The sequence below is a fragment of the Clostridium cadaveris genome, assembly GCF_020911725.1.
Taxonomy (GTDB): Bacteria; Bacillota; Clostridia; order Clostridiales; family Clostridiaceae; genus Clostridium_X; species Clostridium_X cadaveris.
Genome location: NZ_CP076620.1, coordinates 120,259 through 141,222, shown reverse-complemented (window position 1 = coordinate 141,222; position 20,964 = coordinate 120,259). Strand labels below are relative to the sequence as shown.

16 protein-coding genes are annotated in these 20,964 nt (G+C 31.7%); 7 read left to right on the top strand and 9 right to left on the bottom strand.

The window, feature by feature from the left end; translation table 11 throughout:
- Nucleotides 1-3 precede the first annotated feature (3 nt).
- From KQH81_RS00665 to arcA, 9 genes are all read right to left on the bottom strand, one after another.
- Complete coding sequence (locus tag KQH81_RS00665; protein ID WP_035770782.1) at nt 4-1,299, bottom strand: TldD/PmbA family protein; 1,296 nt, start codon at nt 1,297-1,299, stop codon at nt 4-6.
- A gap of 2 nt (nt 1,300-1,301) precedes the next feature.
- Nucleotides 1,302-2,684: a TldD/PmbA family protein gene (locus KQH81_RS00660; protein WP_027638974.1), complete on the bottom strand. Its 1,383-nt coding sequence runs from the start codon at nt 2,682-2,684 to the stop codon at nt 1,302-1,304.
- Nucleotides 2,685-2,792: 108 nt separating this feature from the next.
- Entirely contained in the window at nt 2,793-4,805 is a 2,013-nt protein-coding gene (locus tag KQH81_RS00655; RefSeq protein ID WP_027638975.1) for an ABC transporter permease, read from the bottom strand.
- The gene (locus KQH81_RS00650; protein WP_027638976.1) at nt 4,795-5,562 is read right to left on the bottom strand and encodes an ABC transporter ATP-binding protein; all 768 of its coding nucleotides are present in this window, start codon (nt 5,560-5,562) and stop codon (nt 4,795-4,797) included. The genes KQH81_RS00655 and KQH81_RS00650 overlap by 11 nt, the downstream gene beginning before the upstream one ends.
- 202 nt (nt 5,563-5,764) lie before the next feature.
- Nucleotides 5,765-6,778, bottom strand: coding sequence for a sensor histidine kinase (locus tag KQH81_RS00645; RefSeq protein WP_230028666.1), 1,014 nt, complete (start codon nt 6,776-6,778; stop codon nt 5,765-5,767).
- 12 nt (nt 6,779-6,790) lie between these two features.
- Entirely contained in the window at nt 6,791-7,459 is a 669-nt protein-coding gene (locus tag KQH81_RS00640) for a response regulator transcription factor (protein WP_035770785.1), read from the bottom strand.
- Between the two features lie 204 nt (nt 7,460-7,663).
- Nucleotides 7,664-8,608, bottom strand: coding sequence for a carbamate kinase (gene arcC, locus KQH81_RS00635; protein WP_027638979.1), 945 nt, complete (start codon nt 8,606-8,608; stop codon nt 7,664-7,666).
- 28 nt (nt 8,609-8,636) lie between these two features.
- Nucleotides 8,637-9,629, bottom strand: coding sequence for an ornithine carbamoyltransferase (gene argF, locus KQH81_RS00630; protein WP_168972315.1), 993 nt, complete (start codon nt 9,627-9,629; stop codon nt 8,637-8,639).
- Between the two features lie 33 nt (nt 9,630-9,662).
- Nucleotides 9,663-10,940, bottom strand: a complete 1,278-nt coding sequence (arcA, locus tag KQH81_RS00625; protein ID WP_051196258.1) for an arginine deiminase — start codon at nt 10,938-10,940, stop codon at nt 9,663-9,665.
- A 511-nt stretch (nt 10,941-11,451) separates the two neighbouring features.
- On the opposite strand from arcA, the gene KQH81_RS00620 reads away from it, so the two are divergent.
- The 7 genes from KQH81_RS00620 to KQH81_RS00590 all read left to right on the top strand — a co-directional run bounded on the left by KQH81_RS00620 (nt 11,452) and on the right by KQH81_RS00590 (nt 20,884).
- On the top strand, nt 11,452-12,432 hold the full coding sequence (locus tag KQH81_RS00620) for a sodium:calcium antiporter (protein ID WP_022788053.1): 981 nt from the start codon (nt 11,452-11,454) through the stop codon (nt 12,430-12,432).
- Between the two features lie 284 nt (nt 12,433-12,716).
- Nucleotides 12,717-13,751 (top strand): ABC transporter substrate-binding protein, encoded by a 1,035-nt coding sequence (locus tag KQH81_RS00615; RefSeq protein WP_027638982.1) that lies wholly within the window; start codon nt 12,717-12,719, stop codon nt 13,749-13,751.
- Between the two features lie 72 nt (nt 13,752-13,823).
- Nucleotides 13,824-14,903 carry an ABC transporter ATP-binding protein gene (locus KQH81_RS00610; protein WP_027638983.1) on the top strand — a complete coding sequence of 360 codons (1,080 nt, stop codon included), beginning with the start codon at nt 13,824-13,826 and terminating at the stop codon, nt 14,901-14,903.
- Nucleotides 14,897-16,570 (top strand): ABC transporter permease, encoded by a 1,674-nt coding sequence (locus KQH81_RS00605; protein ID WP_027638984.1) that lies wholly within the window; start codon nt 14,897-14,899, stop codon nt 16,568-16,570. The genes KQH81_RS00610 and KQH81_RS00605 overlap by 7 nt, the downstream gene beginning before the upstream one ends.
- A gap of 322 nt (nt 16,571-16,892) precedes the next feature.
- Nucleotides 16,893-18,641 carry a sensor histidine kinase gene (locus KQH81_RS00600; RefSeq protein WP_230028664.1) on the top strand — a complete coding sequence of 583 codons (1,749 nt, stop codon included), beginning with the start codon at nt 16,893-16,895 and terminating at the stop codon, nt 18,639-18,641.
- 4 nt (nt 18,642-18,645) lie between these two features.
- Nucleotides 18,646-19,440: a response regulator transcription factor gene (locus KQH81_RS00595; protein WP_027638985.1), complete on the top strand. Its 795-nt coding sequence runs from the start codon at nt 18,646-18,648 to the stop codon at nt 19,438-19,440.
- Nucleotides 19,441-19,471: 31 nt separating this feature from the next.
- A complete protein-coding gene (locus KQH81_RS00590) occupies nt 19,472-20,884 on the top strand; it encodes a phosphoglucomutase/phosphomannomutase family protein (RefSeq protein WP_074844919.1) in 1,413 nt (470 codons plus the stop codon).
- The last annotated feature ends 80 nt before the right edge of the window (nt 20,885-20,964 follow it).

Genomic DNA, 20,964 nt, shown 5'->3' with positions numbered 1-20,964 from the left:
ATTCTATTTTCCTGATATAACTACTCCGAAAATTTTTACCCATGGAAGTACCGCATATCCCATATTTATGACTTCTTTTGATATATCTTCTATAGAATTAAATATATCGTATAGGTTTCCGCTTATCATAGTTTCTATAAGAGGAAACTTTATCTCTCCATTTTCCACATAGTAACTATTCTTTGCTACCCCTGAGAAATCTCCATTAGAAGCAGGGTTTCCCCCTGAAAATCTCCCAAGAATTATTCCTCTTTCTGTAGATTTTATTATATCATCAAGAGATTTTTCTCCTGGCTTAACTTTAATAATTTCAGCAGTTGGCCTTAACTCTAAACCCGTTTTCTTTGCACCATATAAAGTAAGAAGATAGCTCTTTAATACTCCATTTTCTATATAGGTTATATTCTCAGTTTTTAGTCCATCTGCAGTGACAAATACCTTGTTGCTTATATCCTCATCAGTTGGGCTACAACTTATAGTTAAGGAATCACTAGCTACCTTTTTGTTAAGCTTATCTTTCAATAGACTTGTCTTAGTAATTAATGATGAATCTGACAGATATATATTGTTATATATAGTTACAAGATCTATTAAACAATCCGGAGTTATTATTACGTTTCCTGTAAACTTTCCATTTATAGATTTACAGTTAAGTTGATCTATGCTTTCTTCAAAACTTCTTCTTATTCCTCCGAATTCAAGCAGATTCTCTGGAAGTTCTGCTACACTCAAGAATATTCCGTTAAAGGAAGATGACTTTTCTTCTTCCTTTGCCGCATAAGTTATGCTTATAGTATACTCGTTGACTTGAGTTCTAAAATCAACTCCGTTAGAGTTCATAAAATGCTCTTGTACTTTGTTGAAACATATAAAACTTTCATTTAGCTTTATAGCCGGATATTTTTCTGCACATTCTTTTAAAAGTTTCTCTATAAGCATGTATATTTTATCTTTATCAGCTTTTTCAGGACCTGATGAGAAGCACTCCGCAGCTTGTAATTCTGATATATCATTATTTACATCTTCTTCTGATGCTTCACACATCTCTATTAATGTGTAAGCGCGCTCTCTCAAAGCTTCTTCATCAGAAAGATTTGTAAGTGATATTTTTGATAATTTATTATCTTTTATAGCCTTAAGAGTAACTTCATTATGATCTGTGGTTCTAAATAATCCTATTGATGTATTATTAAAATTTATCTCTACTTTTTCATGTTTAACTAGATGGTAGAAAGCTTTGTCAGCTCCTGCATCCTTTATATATTGGAGGCTCTTTTCTCCCAATTTCTTATTTATCATAACTATTTACCCCCTATGTTAACCTTACATTTAATAGATGGCCCGCCCATTCCTACTTTTATTGTCTGTTTCTTTCCACACCAGCCGCCTCTGCTCCATTTAAGTTCATCTGAAACAGCAGTTACACTCTTCAATACCTCAAAGGCAACGCCTGAGATAGTGGTGTCTAATATTGCTCTGCCTAACTTCCCATGTTTTATTTCATATCCAAAACTTATTCCAAACATAAACTCACTAGTAGTATCAGCTTGTCCATTAGTTGCACTTACAAGGTAATATCCATCTTCAATCGAAGCTATCATATCTTCAAGTTTTTCATTACCTGGTGCAATACATGTATTTCTCATCCTTATTATAGGCTCATCAAAATAATCTGTAGCCCTAGCATTGCCTGTTGGATTTACTCCAAACATATTTGCAGTTTCTTTATTGTGCATGAAGGCTTTTAGAACCCCATCTTCTATGATAACAACGTCCTCCCCCTTAGTGCCTTCTTCATCTATATAGATAGGCATTGGGCATGTCTCTCCATAAGCTGTGTGAGCAAAATCTATTAAGGTTATAAGTGGTGATGCCACCTGTTTCCCTAAATTATATCCCGCAACAGAGCCTCCTAGCACTAAGTCCGCCTCTGTTGTATGTCCTATGGCTTCATGAGCGAATAATCCAGCTATAGAGGAATCTATTATTACATCCTTAAGTCCTGCCTCAGGATAAATTCCTTCCTTTTTCTCAATAAGCTTCTTATATAACTCATCTATCTCTTTATATAAATCTTCTGGTTTATCAAATTTATCCTCAAATTGTCCAAGTCCTCCAAAGTTTTGAGATAGCTGTATTGGTGCTCCATCCCTATCTACAACTAAGTTCACAAGCACATTACTTCTTGGAGTTAGTGTATAATAGTATGCCTTAGATGAAGTAAGTATTTGCTTTTCTGTATCATCACAAGTTATATTTACACTTATTGATAAAAGTCCACTATAAGTTTCTTTTATATGATTATATACAGTCCTTCCAAAATCAATAAGTTCCTTTTGACTCTTTCTTGATTTTTTAGTTGCAAATGATTTTTCAAATCTATAGTCCGTAACTTTTAATTCTTCGAATTCCTTATTAGGATCTTTGCTCTTCAAAAATTCTGCATTATTCTTTGCTTCCTTAATAACTCTTCTTATACCTTCATCGCTTACTGTAGAACTTGAAGAAAATCCCCAGTGTCCTTCCATATATACTCTTGCATTAACTCCTCCACAAGTAGTCTTTGAATTTGTCATTACTATACCATCCACTATTGATATCCTAGTAGATGAATTTTCATGAACTCTAAGTTCAGTATATTCCGAAAATTCATCATAGAAATTATTTAAATCTTTTAAGTCCATAATAAAAGCCCCCTTCTCATAAACTCTGATACTACTATTATAATCTAGTAACATCTATTCATGGAAGGAGGCTTTTTTAAAAACTGTTCTGTTTATTAAATTCTGTAACTATGCTTTCTTTGCCATATTCTTTGCTCCATTATAAGTTGCAAAGAAATATATTCCGTATACTAAAAGAACTAGCGCTGTAACTATTATAGATTGCCTTACTATATCTGAGCTTCCAAATATCTTTACAACACTGTTTGATACATAAATCCCAACTACACTGTGAACTAATGCTAACGTAAGCGGCATGAGGAAATATATAAGCGTTTGTGTAAATATAGATTTATTTATCATCTTTTCATCTACACCTATATTCTTAAGAATTTTATATCTCTTCATATTATCCGCCGCTTCTGAAAGCTGCTGTAATGCTAAAACTGCCACACAAGTTATTATAAATACTATCCCAACATAAAGTCCTACATAAATTACTAACGTACTTAATCCCATATATGCATACTTTACTAATTGTTTTGTGGCTACATAAATCTTAATAATATTTTTATCTTGTAGCTGTTCCTTATCATATTCTTTAACAATGTTATTTATGCTATCTACAAATTCACTTTCATTATCTTTGTACTCATCTCTTAAACTAAAGGTCATGTTAGAAACTATTGGATGCAAGCCTTTAATTAGATTATCATTTACTACCAAAGTACATATCTCCGCTCCATTAGGTGAAGTTGTAAGAGATTTGTCTATAGATTCATTTCTAACTGATTTTAGAGTGTTGTTACCTATAGTTATTGTTGCTCCATTCTTTATAGATGTATCTACATACTTTTTAGCTATAGAATCTCCTGCCAATGCTAAGTATTGATCTTCTCCTAACTCATAAGGTTCTTCTCCTATCATTTTCATTAATTTGTTAAAATCCGATTCCTTAACAACATTTATATGTCTATCCCTTATAACCTCTACTAGGTCATCCTTAAGTTCTACATCCTTTAAGAAGTCCTTTAACTTAGTATCAGCTGCATAAACTTTAAAATCAATATATTCATTTAAATATTTATTAAAATCAAACTTCAAATCATCTTTTAAATAAGTACTTATGTCTCCATCATAACCTTCAACATAAAAGCTTCCATCATATCGTGTTCCTTGATGTATCTGGCTATTCATAGATGAACTCATACTAAAGCCTGTAGATAGCATTCCTATAGACACAAATAGCATAAGACATATCAAAGACATTGATATATAATTTGTATTTATTTTACTATTTATCTGTCTTAATACAAACATATTCAAATTTCTTAAATATAGCTTTTTGTTGCTTTGAACAAGCTTCAATAAAAATCCTGAAAGTGACATAAAGAAAAATAGTGTTCCTACTATTCCAAGTACTATTGATGTCGCAAACTCTCTGTTCAATTCATAAAGCTTATTATCTATGATAAGTGCATATGCAAATCCTAAACATACAACAGAAATTATAAATATAATCACAGATACGGCTGTACTCTTAGTCTTTAAATCTTCATTTTTCTTGTCAGCTGAAATAAGATCTATAATCTTATACTTTGATATTATGAATGAATTAAATAATATTACAAAAATAAACATAACCCCAAAATATAGCATAGTTTTTATGGCCGCCTCTTTTGAAAAAACAAAAGAAAATTCATTTAGGTTTGCTGCAAACATTTTTGCTGTAAAAACTGATACCCCTTGAGATAGAAATATTCCTATGACTAATCCAATACCTAATGATATAATCCCTATAATTAAAGTCTCAAGAAAAAGCATATAGGAAATCTTATTCTTGTCCATTCCTAAAGACATATAAATTCCAAGCTCTTTTTTTCTACGTTTTATTATATAGTTATTTGCATATATTATAAGAAATCCTAGTATAATTGAAATAAATACTGATAATGTTGATAATACGTTAGATAGAATATTCACATATTGTGCTTGAGACTGACTCAAATTCATCATTACCTGCTGAGATGATATCGAGTTAAATACATAAAATATACAAACTGCAAAAGTTAGTGTTATAAAGTATATTGCATAATCGCTGAAACTTTTTTTTACGTTTTTTACTGCTAATTTAGAGTACATTATTATTGTCACCTCCAAGAAGGGTAACAACTTCTATAATTCTATTAAAAAATTCCTTTCTTGAGTCATTTCCCCTTATAAGTTCATTGAAAATCTTTCCATCTTTTATAAACAGAATTCTCTTGGCATAACTTGCTGTGAATGCATCATGAGTTACCATCATTATTGTAGCTTTAAGATTATTATTAAGGTTCTCTAAGCTCTCAAGAAGCATCCTAGATGACTTTGAGTCTAATGATCCAGTTGGTTCATCAGCAAGTATCATTGATGGTTTTGTTATGATAGCTCTAGCACTAGCAACTCTCTGTTTCTCACCTCCAGACATCTCATAAGGATACTTTGGAAGAATATCTTGTATCCCAAGACTGTTGGCTACTTTATTCACCCTATTATGAATTTCTTTATGATTTACCTTCATGACTGTGAGAGCTAAAGCTATATTTTCATATGCTGTAAGAGTATCTAGAAGGTTAAAGTCCTGAAATATAAATCCAAGTTCTTCTCTTCTGAATTTTGCTAACTCCTTAGCCTTAAATTTTGTTATATCTTTTCCATCTACATGAATAAATCCACTAGATACAGTGTCTATTGTTGATATACAATTTAAAAGAGTTGTCTTTCCACTACCTGATGGTCCCATTACCCCTACAAACTCACCATTTTCAACTTCAAAACTTATACTATCTATAGCTTTTGTTATATTTCCCTTCTTACCATAATATTTTTGAATATCATCTACCTTTAAAACTATACTCATATTTATTTAATCCTCCCAATCTATAATAAATTTTATTTTTTCTCTCTGTTACAATATTAGTTTATCCCTTTCAAATGATGTCTTCCATAGCCTTAACTTACACTTATCTTTCATTTTTGTAAGTTTATCTTTCACCTGCGTCACATAAAAGAAAAAGCAGTCTTGAAAATCATATTCTCTTGACTGCTTACGGTCTATATTATTATTTTAAAATCATCATTTCACTTTTAGGAAATACTATCTGAACTTTAGTACCTTTTCCTTCTAAAGAAAATATGCTTATACCTAATGCTAGCTTATCACACAATTTCTTGCATAAATATAGTCCTATTCCTGTAGATTTAGAAAAGCTTCGTCCATTTTCTCCTGTAAAACCTTTTTCAAAAGCTTTAGACACATCTTTTTCATTCATTCCAATTCCATTATCTTCTATAGTAAGAGCAACTCTATTTTCACTATTCTTAGCTGTAATTTTTAATACTTTTCTTCCTTTATCCATATACTTTATTGAGTTGTTTATTATTTGATTTATTATGAATTCCATCCACTTTTTATCTACATAAACCACAAAATCATCTTCAAAGACTTCTATCTTTATTCTCTTATTGATAAGTACTTTAGAATTTTTTCTTATTACACTATTTACTATTTCTTTCAAAGAAGTTCCTAATATTATATAATCCTTTTCTACGCTATTACTCTTTGCATAGTATAAAGCCTGCTCAACATATCCATCTATCTTGTTCATTTCTTCTGCTAAACTCTTTGTTATATCATTTTTATTATTTTCAAATATTAGATTACTAGAGGCCATAGGAGTCTTTATCTCGTGAACCCACATCTCTATGTATTCTCTGTATTCCCTATTGAACCTTTTATATTTAGCAATCTCATCATTCATAGATTTATTGACATCTTTGATTACATCATAAAGTATTTGTCCTTCTATAAAATCTGTTTTTTCTATGATTGAGGAAAGTAAAAATTTTCGATCCAGTTTCTCTAAAGTTTCCTTTATCTCATTATAATACCTAGCTTTTTTATAAAATTCTATTATCATTGATATAACTGTTGGCAACAAAATAAGTACCGTAATAAATCCTGCTATATATAAATCTGTATCTATAACACTTAAAATAGTCCATATTATAATGATACATATAGACATTACAGTCATATATATTATTTTTTCTTTTAAAAAATCTCTAAGCCTCATGACTAATCCCCTTTAATCTACAACATACCCCTGTCCCCTCTTGGTGTGAAGAAATTCCTTCACTCCTATAGAATCAAGCTTTCTTCTTAATCTGTTTATATTTACAGTAAGAGTATTGTCATCTATGAATTCATTTGATTGCCACAAAGCATCCATAAGTTCATCTCTTGCTACTATTTTGCCCTTGTTTTCCATTAGGCAATATAAAATTTTCATTTCATTTTTAGAAAGTTCCTCTTCCTTATCCTCATATTCAACTGTACTCTTAGAAAGGTTTAATGTAACACTTTTATATTCAATTAAATTTGATGTGCTTACTGACGATGACCTTCTTAATATAGCTGATATTCGTGCAAGCAATATTTGAGTATTATATGGTTTTGTTATAAAGTCATCTGCTCCTAAATTTATACTCATAACCTCATCCATCTCACTATCTCTGCTTGTAACTATAATTATAGGAACATCTGACATCTTTCTTATCTTTCTACATATGTAGTAACCATCATAAAAAGGAAGGTTTATATCTAGTAAAATTAAATTAGGATTGCTGGCTATGGCATCCTCAACTATATTTTCATAGTTATCTGAAGAACTACAGTTATAACCATATCTATTTAAAAGGCTAGTTATCTCCTTATTAATTTTCTTATCATCTTCTATGATAAATATATTTGTCATAATCGATTCCACCTCTCATGAAAATTAAAATACTACAATTTTTATTCTATCATAATATTTACCATAATCTATATGTATTAATAGTATCATTAAAATAAATCTTATCAGATATTCTATAAAATTTATTTGTTCTTATAATATAAAAGATGTCTCACACTAGTTCGGTGAGACATCTTATTAGTTATTATATTTCCCCTATGAAATTTATCTTACAAATCTTGTGCCACTTTCACCTTGTATAGCTAATTTAGCACTATTTAGAGACGCTATTATAGCTGTCTTTCCTTCTTTAAACTGTACAAATTTCTTGCAAGCTTCAACTTTAGGCAACATACTTCCAGGTGCAAATTGTCCTTCTTTTATATATTTATCAGCTTCTTCAACTCTTACAACTGAAAGTTGTCTTTGATTCGGCTTATTAAAGTTTATACACACATTATTTACTGTGGTAAGAATTAAAAGCATATCTGCATCTAATATCTCTGCTAGCTTTTCAGCAGCAAAATCTTTATCTATAACGGCTGCTACACCTTTAACTTCATTTCCATCTCTTACAACAGGTATTCCACCACCACCACAGGCTATAATTATAAAGTTTTCTTTTATCATAGCTTTTATTACGTTCTTTTCAACTATATCTATAGGTCTTGGTGATGGAACTACTCTTCTATATCCTCTGCCTGCATCTTCTTTCATCACATATCCTTTTTCCTCTGTAAGTGATTTTGCCTCTTCTGCAGAGTAAAAAGATCCTATTGGTTTAGTTGGATTATTGAATCCAGGATCATTTTTATCTACTATTACTTGAGTTATTACAGTATCTACAGACCTATCTATATGTCTTTTTTCCAATTCTTCACTTATAGCATTTTGAAGGTGATATCCTATATATCCTTGGGAAAAAGCTCCACAAACATCAAATGGAAATAAAGTATTTTCCTTATTTGCCTTATATGCAGTTTCTACTGTTGCCACAATCTGTCCTACTTGTGGGCCGTTACCATGAACTATGGAAACCTCATGACCTTCTTCAATTAAATCCACAACAGATTTTGCCGTTTCCTTACAAGTTTTTAGCTGTGATTCAGAGCTCTTATCTTTTGTATCTGATTGAAGAGCATTGCCTCCCAAAGCTAGCACTATTCTCATAATATACCCCCTAAGCTTTTAAAATACCTTATCTTCCTATAGTAGCTACCATAACTGCTTTTATAGTATGCATTCTGTTTTCTGCCTCATCAAAAACAACAGAATTTCTACTTCTAAATACCTCATCTTCAACTTCTTTAATATCTAATCCCATCTTTTCCTTTGAGTTCACTGCATTCTCTGTATTCATATCATGGAAAGATGGCAGACAGTGCATGAATTTTGTATTAGGATTTCCAGTAGCATTCATCATGTTCATAGTTATCTTATAAGGTGTGAGAAGCTTAACTCTCTCAGCTAGCTTATCCTCTTCTCCCATAGAAGCCCATATGTCTGTGTAGATTACATCTGCGCCCTTAACTCCTTCTTCTATATTATCAGTTACCTCCACAGTAGCTCCTGTTGCTTTACAAATCTCTTTTACTTCATTTAATATATCTTCATCTGGGTCTAATTCCTTAGGTCCAAGAGCCACAAAATGCATTCCCATCTTAACTGCTCCATACATAAGAGCATAGCTCATATTATTTCTTATGTCTCCAACAAAAACCATCTTGATTTCATTTAATGGTTTATGAATATGTTCCTCTATGGTCAATAAATCTGCTAGAACTTGAGTTGGATGGTCAACATCTGTAAGTCCATTCCAAACAGGTACTCCTGAAAACTCTGCTAATTCCTCAACAGTTTTTTGGCTAAATCCTCTAAACTCTATTCCATCATAAAATCTTCCTAATACTTTTGCAGTATCTTCTATAGATTCTTTTTTACCCATTTGAGAATTTGTTAAAAATGTTACATGAGCACCTTCATCTAAAGCAGCAACTTCAAATGCACAGCGGGTTCTTGTAGATGTCTTTTCAAATAATAACACTATATTCTTTCCTCTTAGTGTGTCTCCTATTAATCCACATCTTTTCTTTGATTTTAAATCCTTAGATAAGTCTAATAAGTATCTTATCTCCTCTGGTTTAAAGTCCTTTAATGTTAGAAAGCTTCTTCCTTTTAAATTTATTGCCATTTTCAACACCCCTTATAAATATATTTTATATGCTTATTTTAAATCTTCTCTTATCAAAGGCATGGACATACATCTTGGACCTCCTCTGCCCCTTGATAATTCCGAAGATGGTATTGTATGAAGTTTTATCCCATTATCCTCTAGAATCCTATTTGTTACATAGTTTCTTTCATATACTACAACTTCTCCTGGTGCAATAGCCAAAGTATTAGAGCCATCATTCCATTGCTCTCTAGCTGCTATAACAGGGTCTCCCCCTCCGCACTTTATAAGTTTAATATCTCGATCTAAATATTTGCTTAATACATGTCCCACTGTATCAGTTTGCTTTTCTACTTTAAGCTCCGATTTGCTGTCATCTAAAGTTACAGCATAAACATTCAAAGGACCTTCTATAGCTGAATGTATTGTAAATTTGTCATAATCCACTTGAGTGAAGACTGTATCTAAATGCATAAAAGCTCTAGTCTTAGGAATCTCAAAGCATAATACTGTCTTAAAGTTATTGCTGTCATCCTTAAGTATTCTCTTACATACTTTCTCTACAGATATGCTTTGACTTCTTTCAGATATTCCTATTGCAAGAAGTTTATCAGTAAGGACTAACTCATCTCCACCCTCTAAGGATGAATTTTCATCTCTATTAAACCAAAGAGGAATATCTTTATTCTTAAATCGAGGATGATTGTTGAATATATATTGTGCAAATATAGTTTCTCTATTTCTAGTCTCTGTTCTCATGTGATTTAATGTTATTCCGTGACCTATAGTGGCAAATGGATCTCTTGTAAAATATAAGTTAGGCATTGGATCACATACAAATGGATAATTTTCTTTCACCATTTCACTAATAGATGTTCTTTTGTAGTTCCCAATGTCTTCATGGCGTACCCCAGCCATCATTTTGTCTATCATTTCTTTTTCTTCAAAGTTTAAGAAATATCCCATTAATACATTCTTAAGTCCCTCTCCTTCAACTCCAGCCTCATCTATAAACTGATTTATAAATTGCAACTTTATATTCTTTTCTTTTATAGCTTCTGCTGCCAGCTGTTCAAGGTATAGAACTTCAACTCCTGCGTCTCTTAAAACTTGAGCAAATACATCATGTTCTTTTTGAGCCACATTTAAGTACGGTATATCGTCAAATAAAAGCCTATTTAAAAGGTCTGGTGTAAGATTTTCTATCTCTTCTCCAGGTCTATGGAGCAATACGGTTTTTAGCCGTCCAATTTCAGAAGTTACATTAAGAACTTTCACATCTATTCCTCCCTTTGATAACCTTTTCTTTTTAGAAATTATCTTCTTCATACTTACATTGTATTATCCATTTTTTATATGTCAAAAAAATATTTTCTACATTTTCTAATAATTGTATATAATTATTCATTGCTTAAAACCTTATTATTTAACTAAATTTTAAATTGATTATCCAAATTCTATTTATTGTTACTATTTTTATAAAACCCTTATCAATGTTATAAATGATTATGTATATGTATTGCATAAAATTAATACGAAAAAAATTTTCCGACATAATTTTTAATTTTTGCCAACCATCAAGTTCAAATTATCTTAATATTTGTATTTTTGTCGAATGTTGATTCATTTTATCTTGTATGTTAAAATATTAATTAAAGAATATTGTATATGGATTATTCATAAGGGAGTAGTCAGCTTGATTCCAGAATAAGCGATTAAGTCAACATAATGAAATTTAATTTCTGGCTTAATCTTAAATGACGAGACTTATGCACTATATTAATAGATAGTGCATAAGTCTTTTTTTGCAAACAAATGAATAAAGGGAGGATTTTAAAAAATGATTTATGTATTTTACTTATTACTTGCATTAGCTGTAATTTATCTTTCACTAAAATTATCTTATTATGTGGACCTTTTAGATAAAACAACAAATCTTTCAGGTGCATTTTTAGGAGGAGTAATGCTTGCAGCTGTAACCAGTATTCCTGAATTGTTCACTAGTATGTCTTCTGTTCTCATAGTAAGGCAACCCGACATGGTTATGGGAAATATCTTAGGAAGTAATACTTTTAACTTAGCTGTATTAGGACTTTTGATATTATTCTCTTTGAATAAATTTAGAAACAGCACTATATCATCAAGTCACAAAACTACTTGTTTTGCATTAATCATAATTAACATACTTTTATTGGTAGCTGCCTATTCAGGACTAAGCTTTAACATACTAGGTGTAAATATAGTGTCAATATTAATCTTAGTGATCTATGTAATCTCTATAAAGACTATGTCTTCTAGTAATGATGATCAAAATGAAGAAAATAGTATGACAACTGATTTGTCAACTAAAGATATAATGATAAGATTTTTAATTATGAGCATACTTTTAATCATAGCAAGTATAGCTATAACTTATGCAACAGATATAATAGCAACTAAATTAAACTTAGGCGTAACTTTTGCAGGAGCACTTCTTCTTGCAGTCGCAACATCTCTTCCTGAAGTGGTTTCATCTATTTCTTTAGTTTCTAAGGGTAATATAAATGCTACTATGGGAAACATATTAGGTAGTAATCTATTTAATCTAACAATATTATTTGTTGCAGATTTGCTTCTTGTTAATGGCTCAATCTTTACAATGACTGCTGAAGCAAATAATCTTTTGATGCTAGGTTCTATGGCAACCTTAGCCATAACATGCGTTGTAATTACAAAGTTTAAATCTAATAACCTTACAAAAAAACTAAGTTATAGTGTATATGCCCTAGGCTCAATAGTCTGTACTACAAGCTACATGCTATTTTTAGTTCTTAATAGATAAATAGACTTGTTAAAATATAAAGGAGTGATATAATTGATTAATTTTAGTCAACTGTATCACTCTTTTATTTATTTCTAAATAAAATCAATTAAAAGACTACTCTAATATCACTTAATTGTTCTATTATAGCTCATAATTTAAGTATATAGATCTTCTATTTATTGTATTTTAATTGAAAAAATAATGATATTTCTAACAAAATAGCAGAATTGTCACGTTGTTTTATAGTTGTAAACGTTATAGGATTTAAGTATAACGTATTAAAATTTTAGGAGGTTATGGTAATGAAAAAATCTATTGCTGGCTTAATAGCTGCTGTATTAGCTGTTGGCATGATGGCAGGATGTGGAGAAAAAGCTGATGATTCAGCTAAAAAGGACGATAGCGCATCGAAGGGATCCATTACAGTATATTCACCTCACCCAGCTGACCCACTTAACGCTGGAGTAAAGGAATTCCAAGAAAAGACAGGTATCACTGTTAATGTAGTTGCAGCTGGTACTGGTGAACTTTTAAAAAGAGTTGAAGCAGAAGCTGAGAATCCATTAGCTGATGTATTCTGGGGCGGTGGAGCTGACTCTGTTGCAAACTATACAAAATATTTTGATGAGTTTACTCCTGAAGCAGACTCAGTTATATCAAAAGAATATAAAGATGCAAATCATAAGTGGGTTGGAGAATCTCCACTACCTATGGTTATCATGTACAATAAAAAACTAGTAAAGGAATCTGATGTTCCAAAATCTTGGTCAGATTTGTTAGATGCAAAATGGAAAGGAAAGATAGCTTATGCTGATCCTGCAAAATCAGGTTCTTCATTTACTATTCTTTCAACTATGATAACTGCATACGGAAAAGATGACGGAAAAGGCTGGGATTTTATAAAGAATTTCTATTCAAACCTTGATGGAAAAGTCTTATCTAGTTCATCTGGAGTTTATAAGGGAGTTGCTGATGGTGAGTACAGTGTTGGTTTAACTCTTGAAAAAGAAGCTCAAAACTATGTAACCGCTGGTGCAGATGTTGGATATATATATCCTAGCGATGGTACAAGCGCAGTTCCAGACAGTATAGCACTTATAAAGGGATGTAAGAATCCTGATGGAGCTAAGCAGTTCATAAACTTCGTTCTTGGGAAGGATTGTCAGAGTATGATGGCTGAAAAATATAACCGTCGTCCTGTACGTAACGACATGGAGCCACCAAAGGGCTTACCAAAAATGAGCGATATAAAAATTGTTAACTACGACTTCGACTGGGCAGCTACTGGTAAGGCAGATATCCTCAACAAATGGAAAGACATAGTTGTTGGTAAATAAGCTTTTATGAGGGCATTTCTAAGAAATGTCCTCTCTGTCATATAACGGATACATATATTTAGGAGGTGCGCTATGAGCCACAATGTTGTAATTAAAGATGTAGAAAAGAAATACGGTGATTTTATAGCAATTAGGGACTTAAGTCTTGATATAAAGAAAGGAGAATTTTTTACTCTCCTTGGACCATCTGGATGCGGAAAGACAACCCTATTGCGTATGATTGCTGGATTTAACTCTATTGAGGATGGTCAGATTCTATTTGGCGACAAAGTAATAAATAAAGTTGAAGCACACAAGAGAGACATAGGCATGGTTTTCCAGAACTACGCTATCTTCCCTCATCTAACTGTATATGAAAATGTTGCTTATGGATTAAAAGCAAAAAAAGTGCCTAAAAATGAAATTGCCTCAAGAGTCGAAAAAGCTTTAGAGTTGGTACAAATAGCTCAATTAAAGGATAGGAAGCCATCTGAACTTTCTGGAGGACAACAACAGCGTGTTGCTCTAGCTAGAGCTTTTGTTATAGAACCTGGAATACTTCTTATGGACGAGCCTCTATCTAACTTAGATGCAAAACTTAGAGTTCAAATGAGAACTGTAATAAGAAAACTGCAAAAAACAGTTGGAATAACTACAATCTACGTAACTCATGACCAAGAAGAAGCACTTGCAATCTCTGATAGAATTGCAATCATGAAATCTGGAGATATAATGCAAGTAGGTAGTCCTGAAGAAATTTATAAAAAACCTGCAAACATATTTGTTGCTGGATTTATAGGAACATCTAATTTTATAAATGGAGAAATAACGAAGGTTCTTCCTAATAACACTGCAGAAGTTAGATTTGGAAATGACTCTACATTTATAGCTCCAATAAAGAAAGATTATACTGGAAAAGTTATAATATCTGCTCGTCCTGAACAGCTTATTTTCTCTGACGAAGGAATTCAAGGAAAAATAACTATCTCTACCTTCTTAGGAGATTTCGTAAATTATGAAATTGAAATAGATAATGGTCAAACTATAGAACTTAATGAGTATACAAAAGATACGGATACAGTAAAAGCAAATGGAGAAAAGGTTCGTATATCATTTAATCCTTCAAAGATCGGATTATACAACGCTGACACCGAGGAGGCGTTATCATGGTAAAAAGACGTTCAAAGGAAGGTAAATTTAGCTTCCATATGGACTTCTGGACAATAGTGAAGATAGTAACTGTTTTGTTGCTGGTTTTATTCCTTATATATCCTTTCTCTTCACTTATTTATAGAAGTTTCTTTACTGGTGAAACACCTGGCTTCACATTAGATAATTATAAAACCTTTTTTACAAAACCATACTACTACAACACTTTAAAAAATAGTTTGGTAGTATCTATAATCACCACTTTAACAGCTACTTTAATTGGTGTGCCTCTAGCATATGCCATGACAAGATATGATATATCAGGAAAAAGAGCTGTACGTACTATGATAATCATGTCCCTTATGTCTCCTCCATTTATAGGAGCATATTCTTGGATAATGTTGTTCGGCCGTAGCGGTTTTATAACTAAGATTCTTGAAAATATAAATATAACAATGCCGCCTATATACGGAAAGCTTGGAATTATACTTGTATTTACATTTAAGCTATTCCCTTATGTGTATTTGTATGTATCAGGAGCTATGGGCAGTATAGATAAGTCTCTTGAAGAAGCTGCTGAAAATCTAGGCTCAAGCAAATTAAGGAGACTTATGACTATCACTCTTCCTGTTGTAATGCCATCAATAGCAGCTGGTGCAGTAATGGTATTCATGTCCTCTCTAGCAGACTTCGGAACTCCTATGCTTATAGGAGAAGGCTATAAAGTTCTACCAGTTCTAGTATATGAGGAATATATGAGTGAAATGGGTGGTAATGCAAACCTAGCAAGTGCTTTAAGTGTAGTCATTGTTATCTGTTCTACAATAGTACTCTTAGCACAAAAATACTTTGTGTCTAGAAAAAATTATGTCATGACAAGTTTACGTCCACCTGAAGTTGTTAAATTAAAAGGTGGAAAAAGAGTTTTAATCTCTGCTTTAGTTTATCTTATAGCACTTATATCAATATTACCTCAACTTGTTGTAGTTATCACATCATTTATAAAAACTAACGGTCCTATATTTGTAAATGGGTTTAGCTTAGATAGTTATAAAAATATATTAACTAGATTATCAACTAATATAAGCAATACTTTCATATTTGCATCTATTGCTATAGTTGTAATATTGGTATTTGGTATGTTTATCTCATACCTTACTGTAAAACAAAAAGGAAAGGTTTCTCAATTTTTAGACCTGCTTATAATGTTCCCTTACGTTATACCAGGCGCTGTATTAGGTATCAGCTTGCTTGTTGCATTCAATAAACAACCTCTACTTCTAACAGGTACTCCTTTCATCATAGTAATAGCATATGTTGTAAGAAAGATACCTTACACAGTAAGATCCGGAAGCGCAATAATGCAGCAAATTGATCCTAGTATAGAAGAGGCTTCAATAAACTTGGGAGTATCACCTATGAAGACCTTTTTCAAGGTTACTGCAAGGCTTATGGCTCCAGGAGTTTTATCTGGTGCAATACTAAGTTGGATTACTTGTATAAATGAATTAAGCTCCAGCATAATGTTATACACAGGAAAAACTTCTACTATATCCGTTGCAATATATACTGAAGTTGTAAGAAATAGCTTTGGTACAGCAGCAGCTCTTGCATCTATTCTTACATTAGCTACAGTATTATCTCTTGCTCTATTCTCATGGATAAGCAAAGGTAAAGTTTCAGTAATATAAACTGAATTCTTAAATTCAGATAGAGATTCAACTCCACTGAAGCTTAGAAGCTATTATCTAGATACTAGACGTCAGAGAAAATTCATAGCTATAAAATAAAATTCCTATTTAATCTAAGATATAAAGCTTTATCAGTTTTATATCTTGGATATGTTAATAGGAATAATTTTATATATAAATTTATATAATTTACTTAATCTTAATTAAAAAAATATATAAATATGCAAAAGTTTATTAAAAATATTCTAAATGGTATACTTATTTTATATAAGAAATTCAATGAAATTATTCATTAAAATAGTTTTGATGGTGGTGTGGCAATATGAAAAATCAAGCAAAAGGAAGAAGCTTTTTTTCTAAAATATTATTTTACTTTATGCTAGTTAGCATACTTCCAGTAATTTTGCTTGGTTTCTTTACTAAATTTATATCACAGCAAGTCTCTATGAATAGAGTTGAAAATCAGTTAATTCAAGCTACTCAAGTTACAGAATCCAGAGTCAATAATTTATTAACCACTTACAAAGACAAGCTTACTGTATTTTGCAACGATGCAGAGATCTATAGTATTTTGAGCATAAATAATCAATCTCAAGAAGATATCAACAAAATTTATAATAAGATGTATCTGTTGCTATCTGGACAAACATCTAAAATGGAGATGCACTTATTTAAAGCTGATGATAGTTTTTCCGTTTCCACTTCTAAATTACCTAAAATCTATAATGTTTCACATAATAGACAATGGGGATTATTCCGTGCTATCTCTAATAGCATATCTCCTATAGTATATCCAAACAGATATACTATGGATAACGGTGTAGAAATAGCCTTATCCATTGCTAAAACTATAAGGGATGGTGACAAAATTATTGGCTATGCAGTTATAGATATCCCTGAAAAAGCCCTAAGAGATTATATGCATGCTGGTGAAGGTTCTCTTCCACTAGCTTACACCATTACAGACAAACAGTTCTATGTAGTTTATAATGAGACTTTTCCAATGGATAAAGTAAATTTCTTTAATGCAGATTTTAAGCATTCACTTATCAAAAATGATCTTAGTACTAGATTTTACAATTTAAATGATCAAAAACTTTTAGTGGCAAACAAAAATTCAAATATGAATAATCTTATAATAATGTGTTCAGTACCAGTGGATCTAATATTGGATAATTTCAACTATATAACATTAACCACATCAATAATTGCTGTATTTTCACTCCTTTTATGCTTTATAGTTTCATGGGTTCTAGCTCGTAGTGTAACCAAGCCTATAAAAAATATAGTCTCTGTGATTAAAAAAGTAGAAACTGGTGATATGACAGCTCGAACAGATATAAATAGGGATGATGAAATCGGTGATCTTGCAAGCGGACTAAATAAGATGATTGTTAAAGTTGATAATCTATTCAAGGTTAATTTAGAAAAGCAGGATAGACTGAGATTAGCCGAGCTCAAAAATCTCTACTCTCAGATAAACCCTCACTTTCTATATAATACCCTTGATTCAATAAAGTGGCTCGCAAAGCTAAAACAATTTGACGATATAAATACTGTTGTAACAAAGCTTGGTTTACTTCTTAAAAATAATATTAATAATCACATAGATATAGTCACTGTTGAAGAAAGTATGAAATTTATCGAGAGTTATTTAGCTATAGAGAAAATACGATATGCAGAGAAATTAAATATAGATATATATGTAGATCCTAATATCCTATACTGTAAAATTCCTAAGCTTACTATACAACCTATAGTTGAAAATGCAATAATTCATGGCATAGAAAATAAAATCGGTGCTGGTACAATATCTATAAGATTCTATCAAAACAATGAAGATATAGTCTTTGAAGTAAAAGATGACGGCATAGGAATGAGTGAGGAAAAGTTAGCAGAAATAAAGACAGCTATTAAATCCTCAGAAACTAATGACAGTATTGGACTTCAAAATACAAACAGAAGATTAAAGCTTTACTATGGTGAAAAGTATGGCATTAAGATACAAAGCAAACAAAACATAGGTACTACAGTAATTCTCGCTGTACCTATGATTAAATCGGAGGAGTGATTTCATGTATAAGGTAGTTGTTGTAGAGGACTCTAGCCTTCTTAGGAAAGGGCTAATCTTCACTACTCCTTGGGAGGATATAGACTGTGAAGTTATTGGAGAAGCAGAAAATGGTATTGAAGGTGCCGAAATAATTGAAAAACTGCATCCTGACATAGTAATAACGGATATTAAAATGCCTGGTCTCGATGGAATTGAGATGATAGAAAAAGTAATTTCAAAAACAAATACCGTTTTTATAATCATGTCTGGTTACAGTGAATTTGAATATGCTCGAAGTGCTTTAAAACTTGGAGTAAAGGATTATCTATTAAAACCTATTGATGATGATGAGTTATTAAACAGCATAAAACATGCCTGTAATGAAATACATCAGAAAAAGCAACTTGATAAACTTCAATATCAAATGGATAAGACTAGCGACAGCAGAATAATATTCTTCAAGGAATACTTCTCTTGCAGCGATACAGCAAAATCAGCTTATGTCCAAAAAGCAGTTGATTATATAAAGATCAATTATTCTAATGACATCGGAGTAAAAGACATTGCTAAAAATCTTATGATAAGCGATAGCCATATAAGTCGAATATTTAAAGAGGAGACTGGCTATACAATTGGTGACTATATATCTAATTACCGTATAAAAAAAGCCTGTAAACTTCTCTCAAATCCATCTACAAAGATTTATGAAATCGCTGAGCAAATAGGATATAAAGATCAAAGATATTTTAGTGTAACCTTTAAAAAAATAGTTGGAGTTACTCCAAAAGAGTTTAAAGATAAATTAAACAATCATTAATCTAAAAAATACAAAGTGGGAGGTAATATTTATGATTAAATTTGGAACTGGTGGATGGCGTGCCATAATAGGTGACGAGTTCACAAAATCTAATGTACAAATTTTAACTCGTGCCCTTGCTAAAATGATGAAAGATGAAGGAAAGTCAGACAATGGTATATGTATAGGCTATGATAGAAGATTTCTTTCACTACAATCAGCTCGCTGGGCGGCTGAAGTTATGGCGGCTGAGAATATACATTGTCGTATCCTCGATAGAGAGGCCCCAACCCCACTTATTATGTTCACTGTAAATATGTATGATTTACATTATGGAATGGCCATAACAGCCAGCCATAATCCTGCAATATACAATGGCATTAAAGTTTTTACCCATGGTGGTCGCGATGCTGATGAAACTGTCACCAACAAAATAGAGCAATATATAGATAAATTTAATGATGTTCCTGTTTCTATTATTGAATTCAATGAAGCTAAAAAACAAGGATTAATCGAAGAAATCGATCCATTCAATGAATATATAGACAGCATCTTAGATAAGGTAAATACTGAAGCTATAATGAAATCAAGAATGAAAATAACTCTCGACCCAATGTACGGCGTAAGTCAAACTTCCTTAAGTACTATTCTTATGACTCTAAGATGTGAGCTTCTAGTTATTCACGAAAGACATGACACTCTATTTGGAGGCAGACTTCCCGCTCCAAACATAAATACCCTAAGCAAGCTTAGAAATTATGTTCTAGAATACAATTGCGATTTAGGAATAGCAACAGATGGTGATGCTGACCGTATAGGTGTCATTGATAATAACGGCGACTTTCTTCACCCAAATGAGATCTTAGTTCTTTTATATTATTATTTAATGAAATATAAAGGCTGGCGTGGACCTATTGTAAGAAATAATTCCACAACTCACATATTAGATAGGGTTGCAAAAGATTTTGGACAACAATGTTACGAAGTTCCTGTTGGTTTTAAACATATATCATCTAAAATGACTGAAACAGATGCAATAATAGGGGGTGAGTCCTCTGGGGGTCTTACTGTAAAAGGTCATATACACGGTAAAGATGGAATATATGCTGCCGCTTTCTTAGTTGAAATGATAGCTATAACTGGAAAGAGCCTCTCCGAACTTTACTCTGAAATAACTGATCAATATGGAAGTTTATACTTTACAGAACAGAATTTTACTTTAACACCAAAGTTAAAAGAAGATCTAGCCTACAAGTTATTTACTGAAAAACTTCTTCCAACATTCAATTACCCTGTAGAAAAAGTATCTTATATTGATGGATGCAAGGTTTACTTTGAAAACGGAGGCTGGATAATCGCTAGATTCTCTGGAACAGAGCCTCTTATAAGGTTGTTCTGCGAAATGCCTAATAAAGAAATGGCCGAAGATGTGTGCAAAGCAATGAGTAATTGTCTTAAGCTTTAGTTAAGTTAGTATATCTTGATTGACAATACATATTAACAGTACGTATTGTCAATCTCTATTTTTATATTTTCTTTATCAAC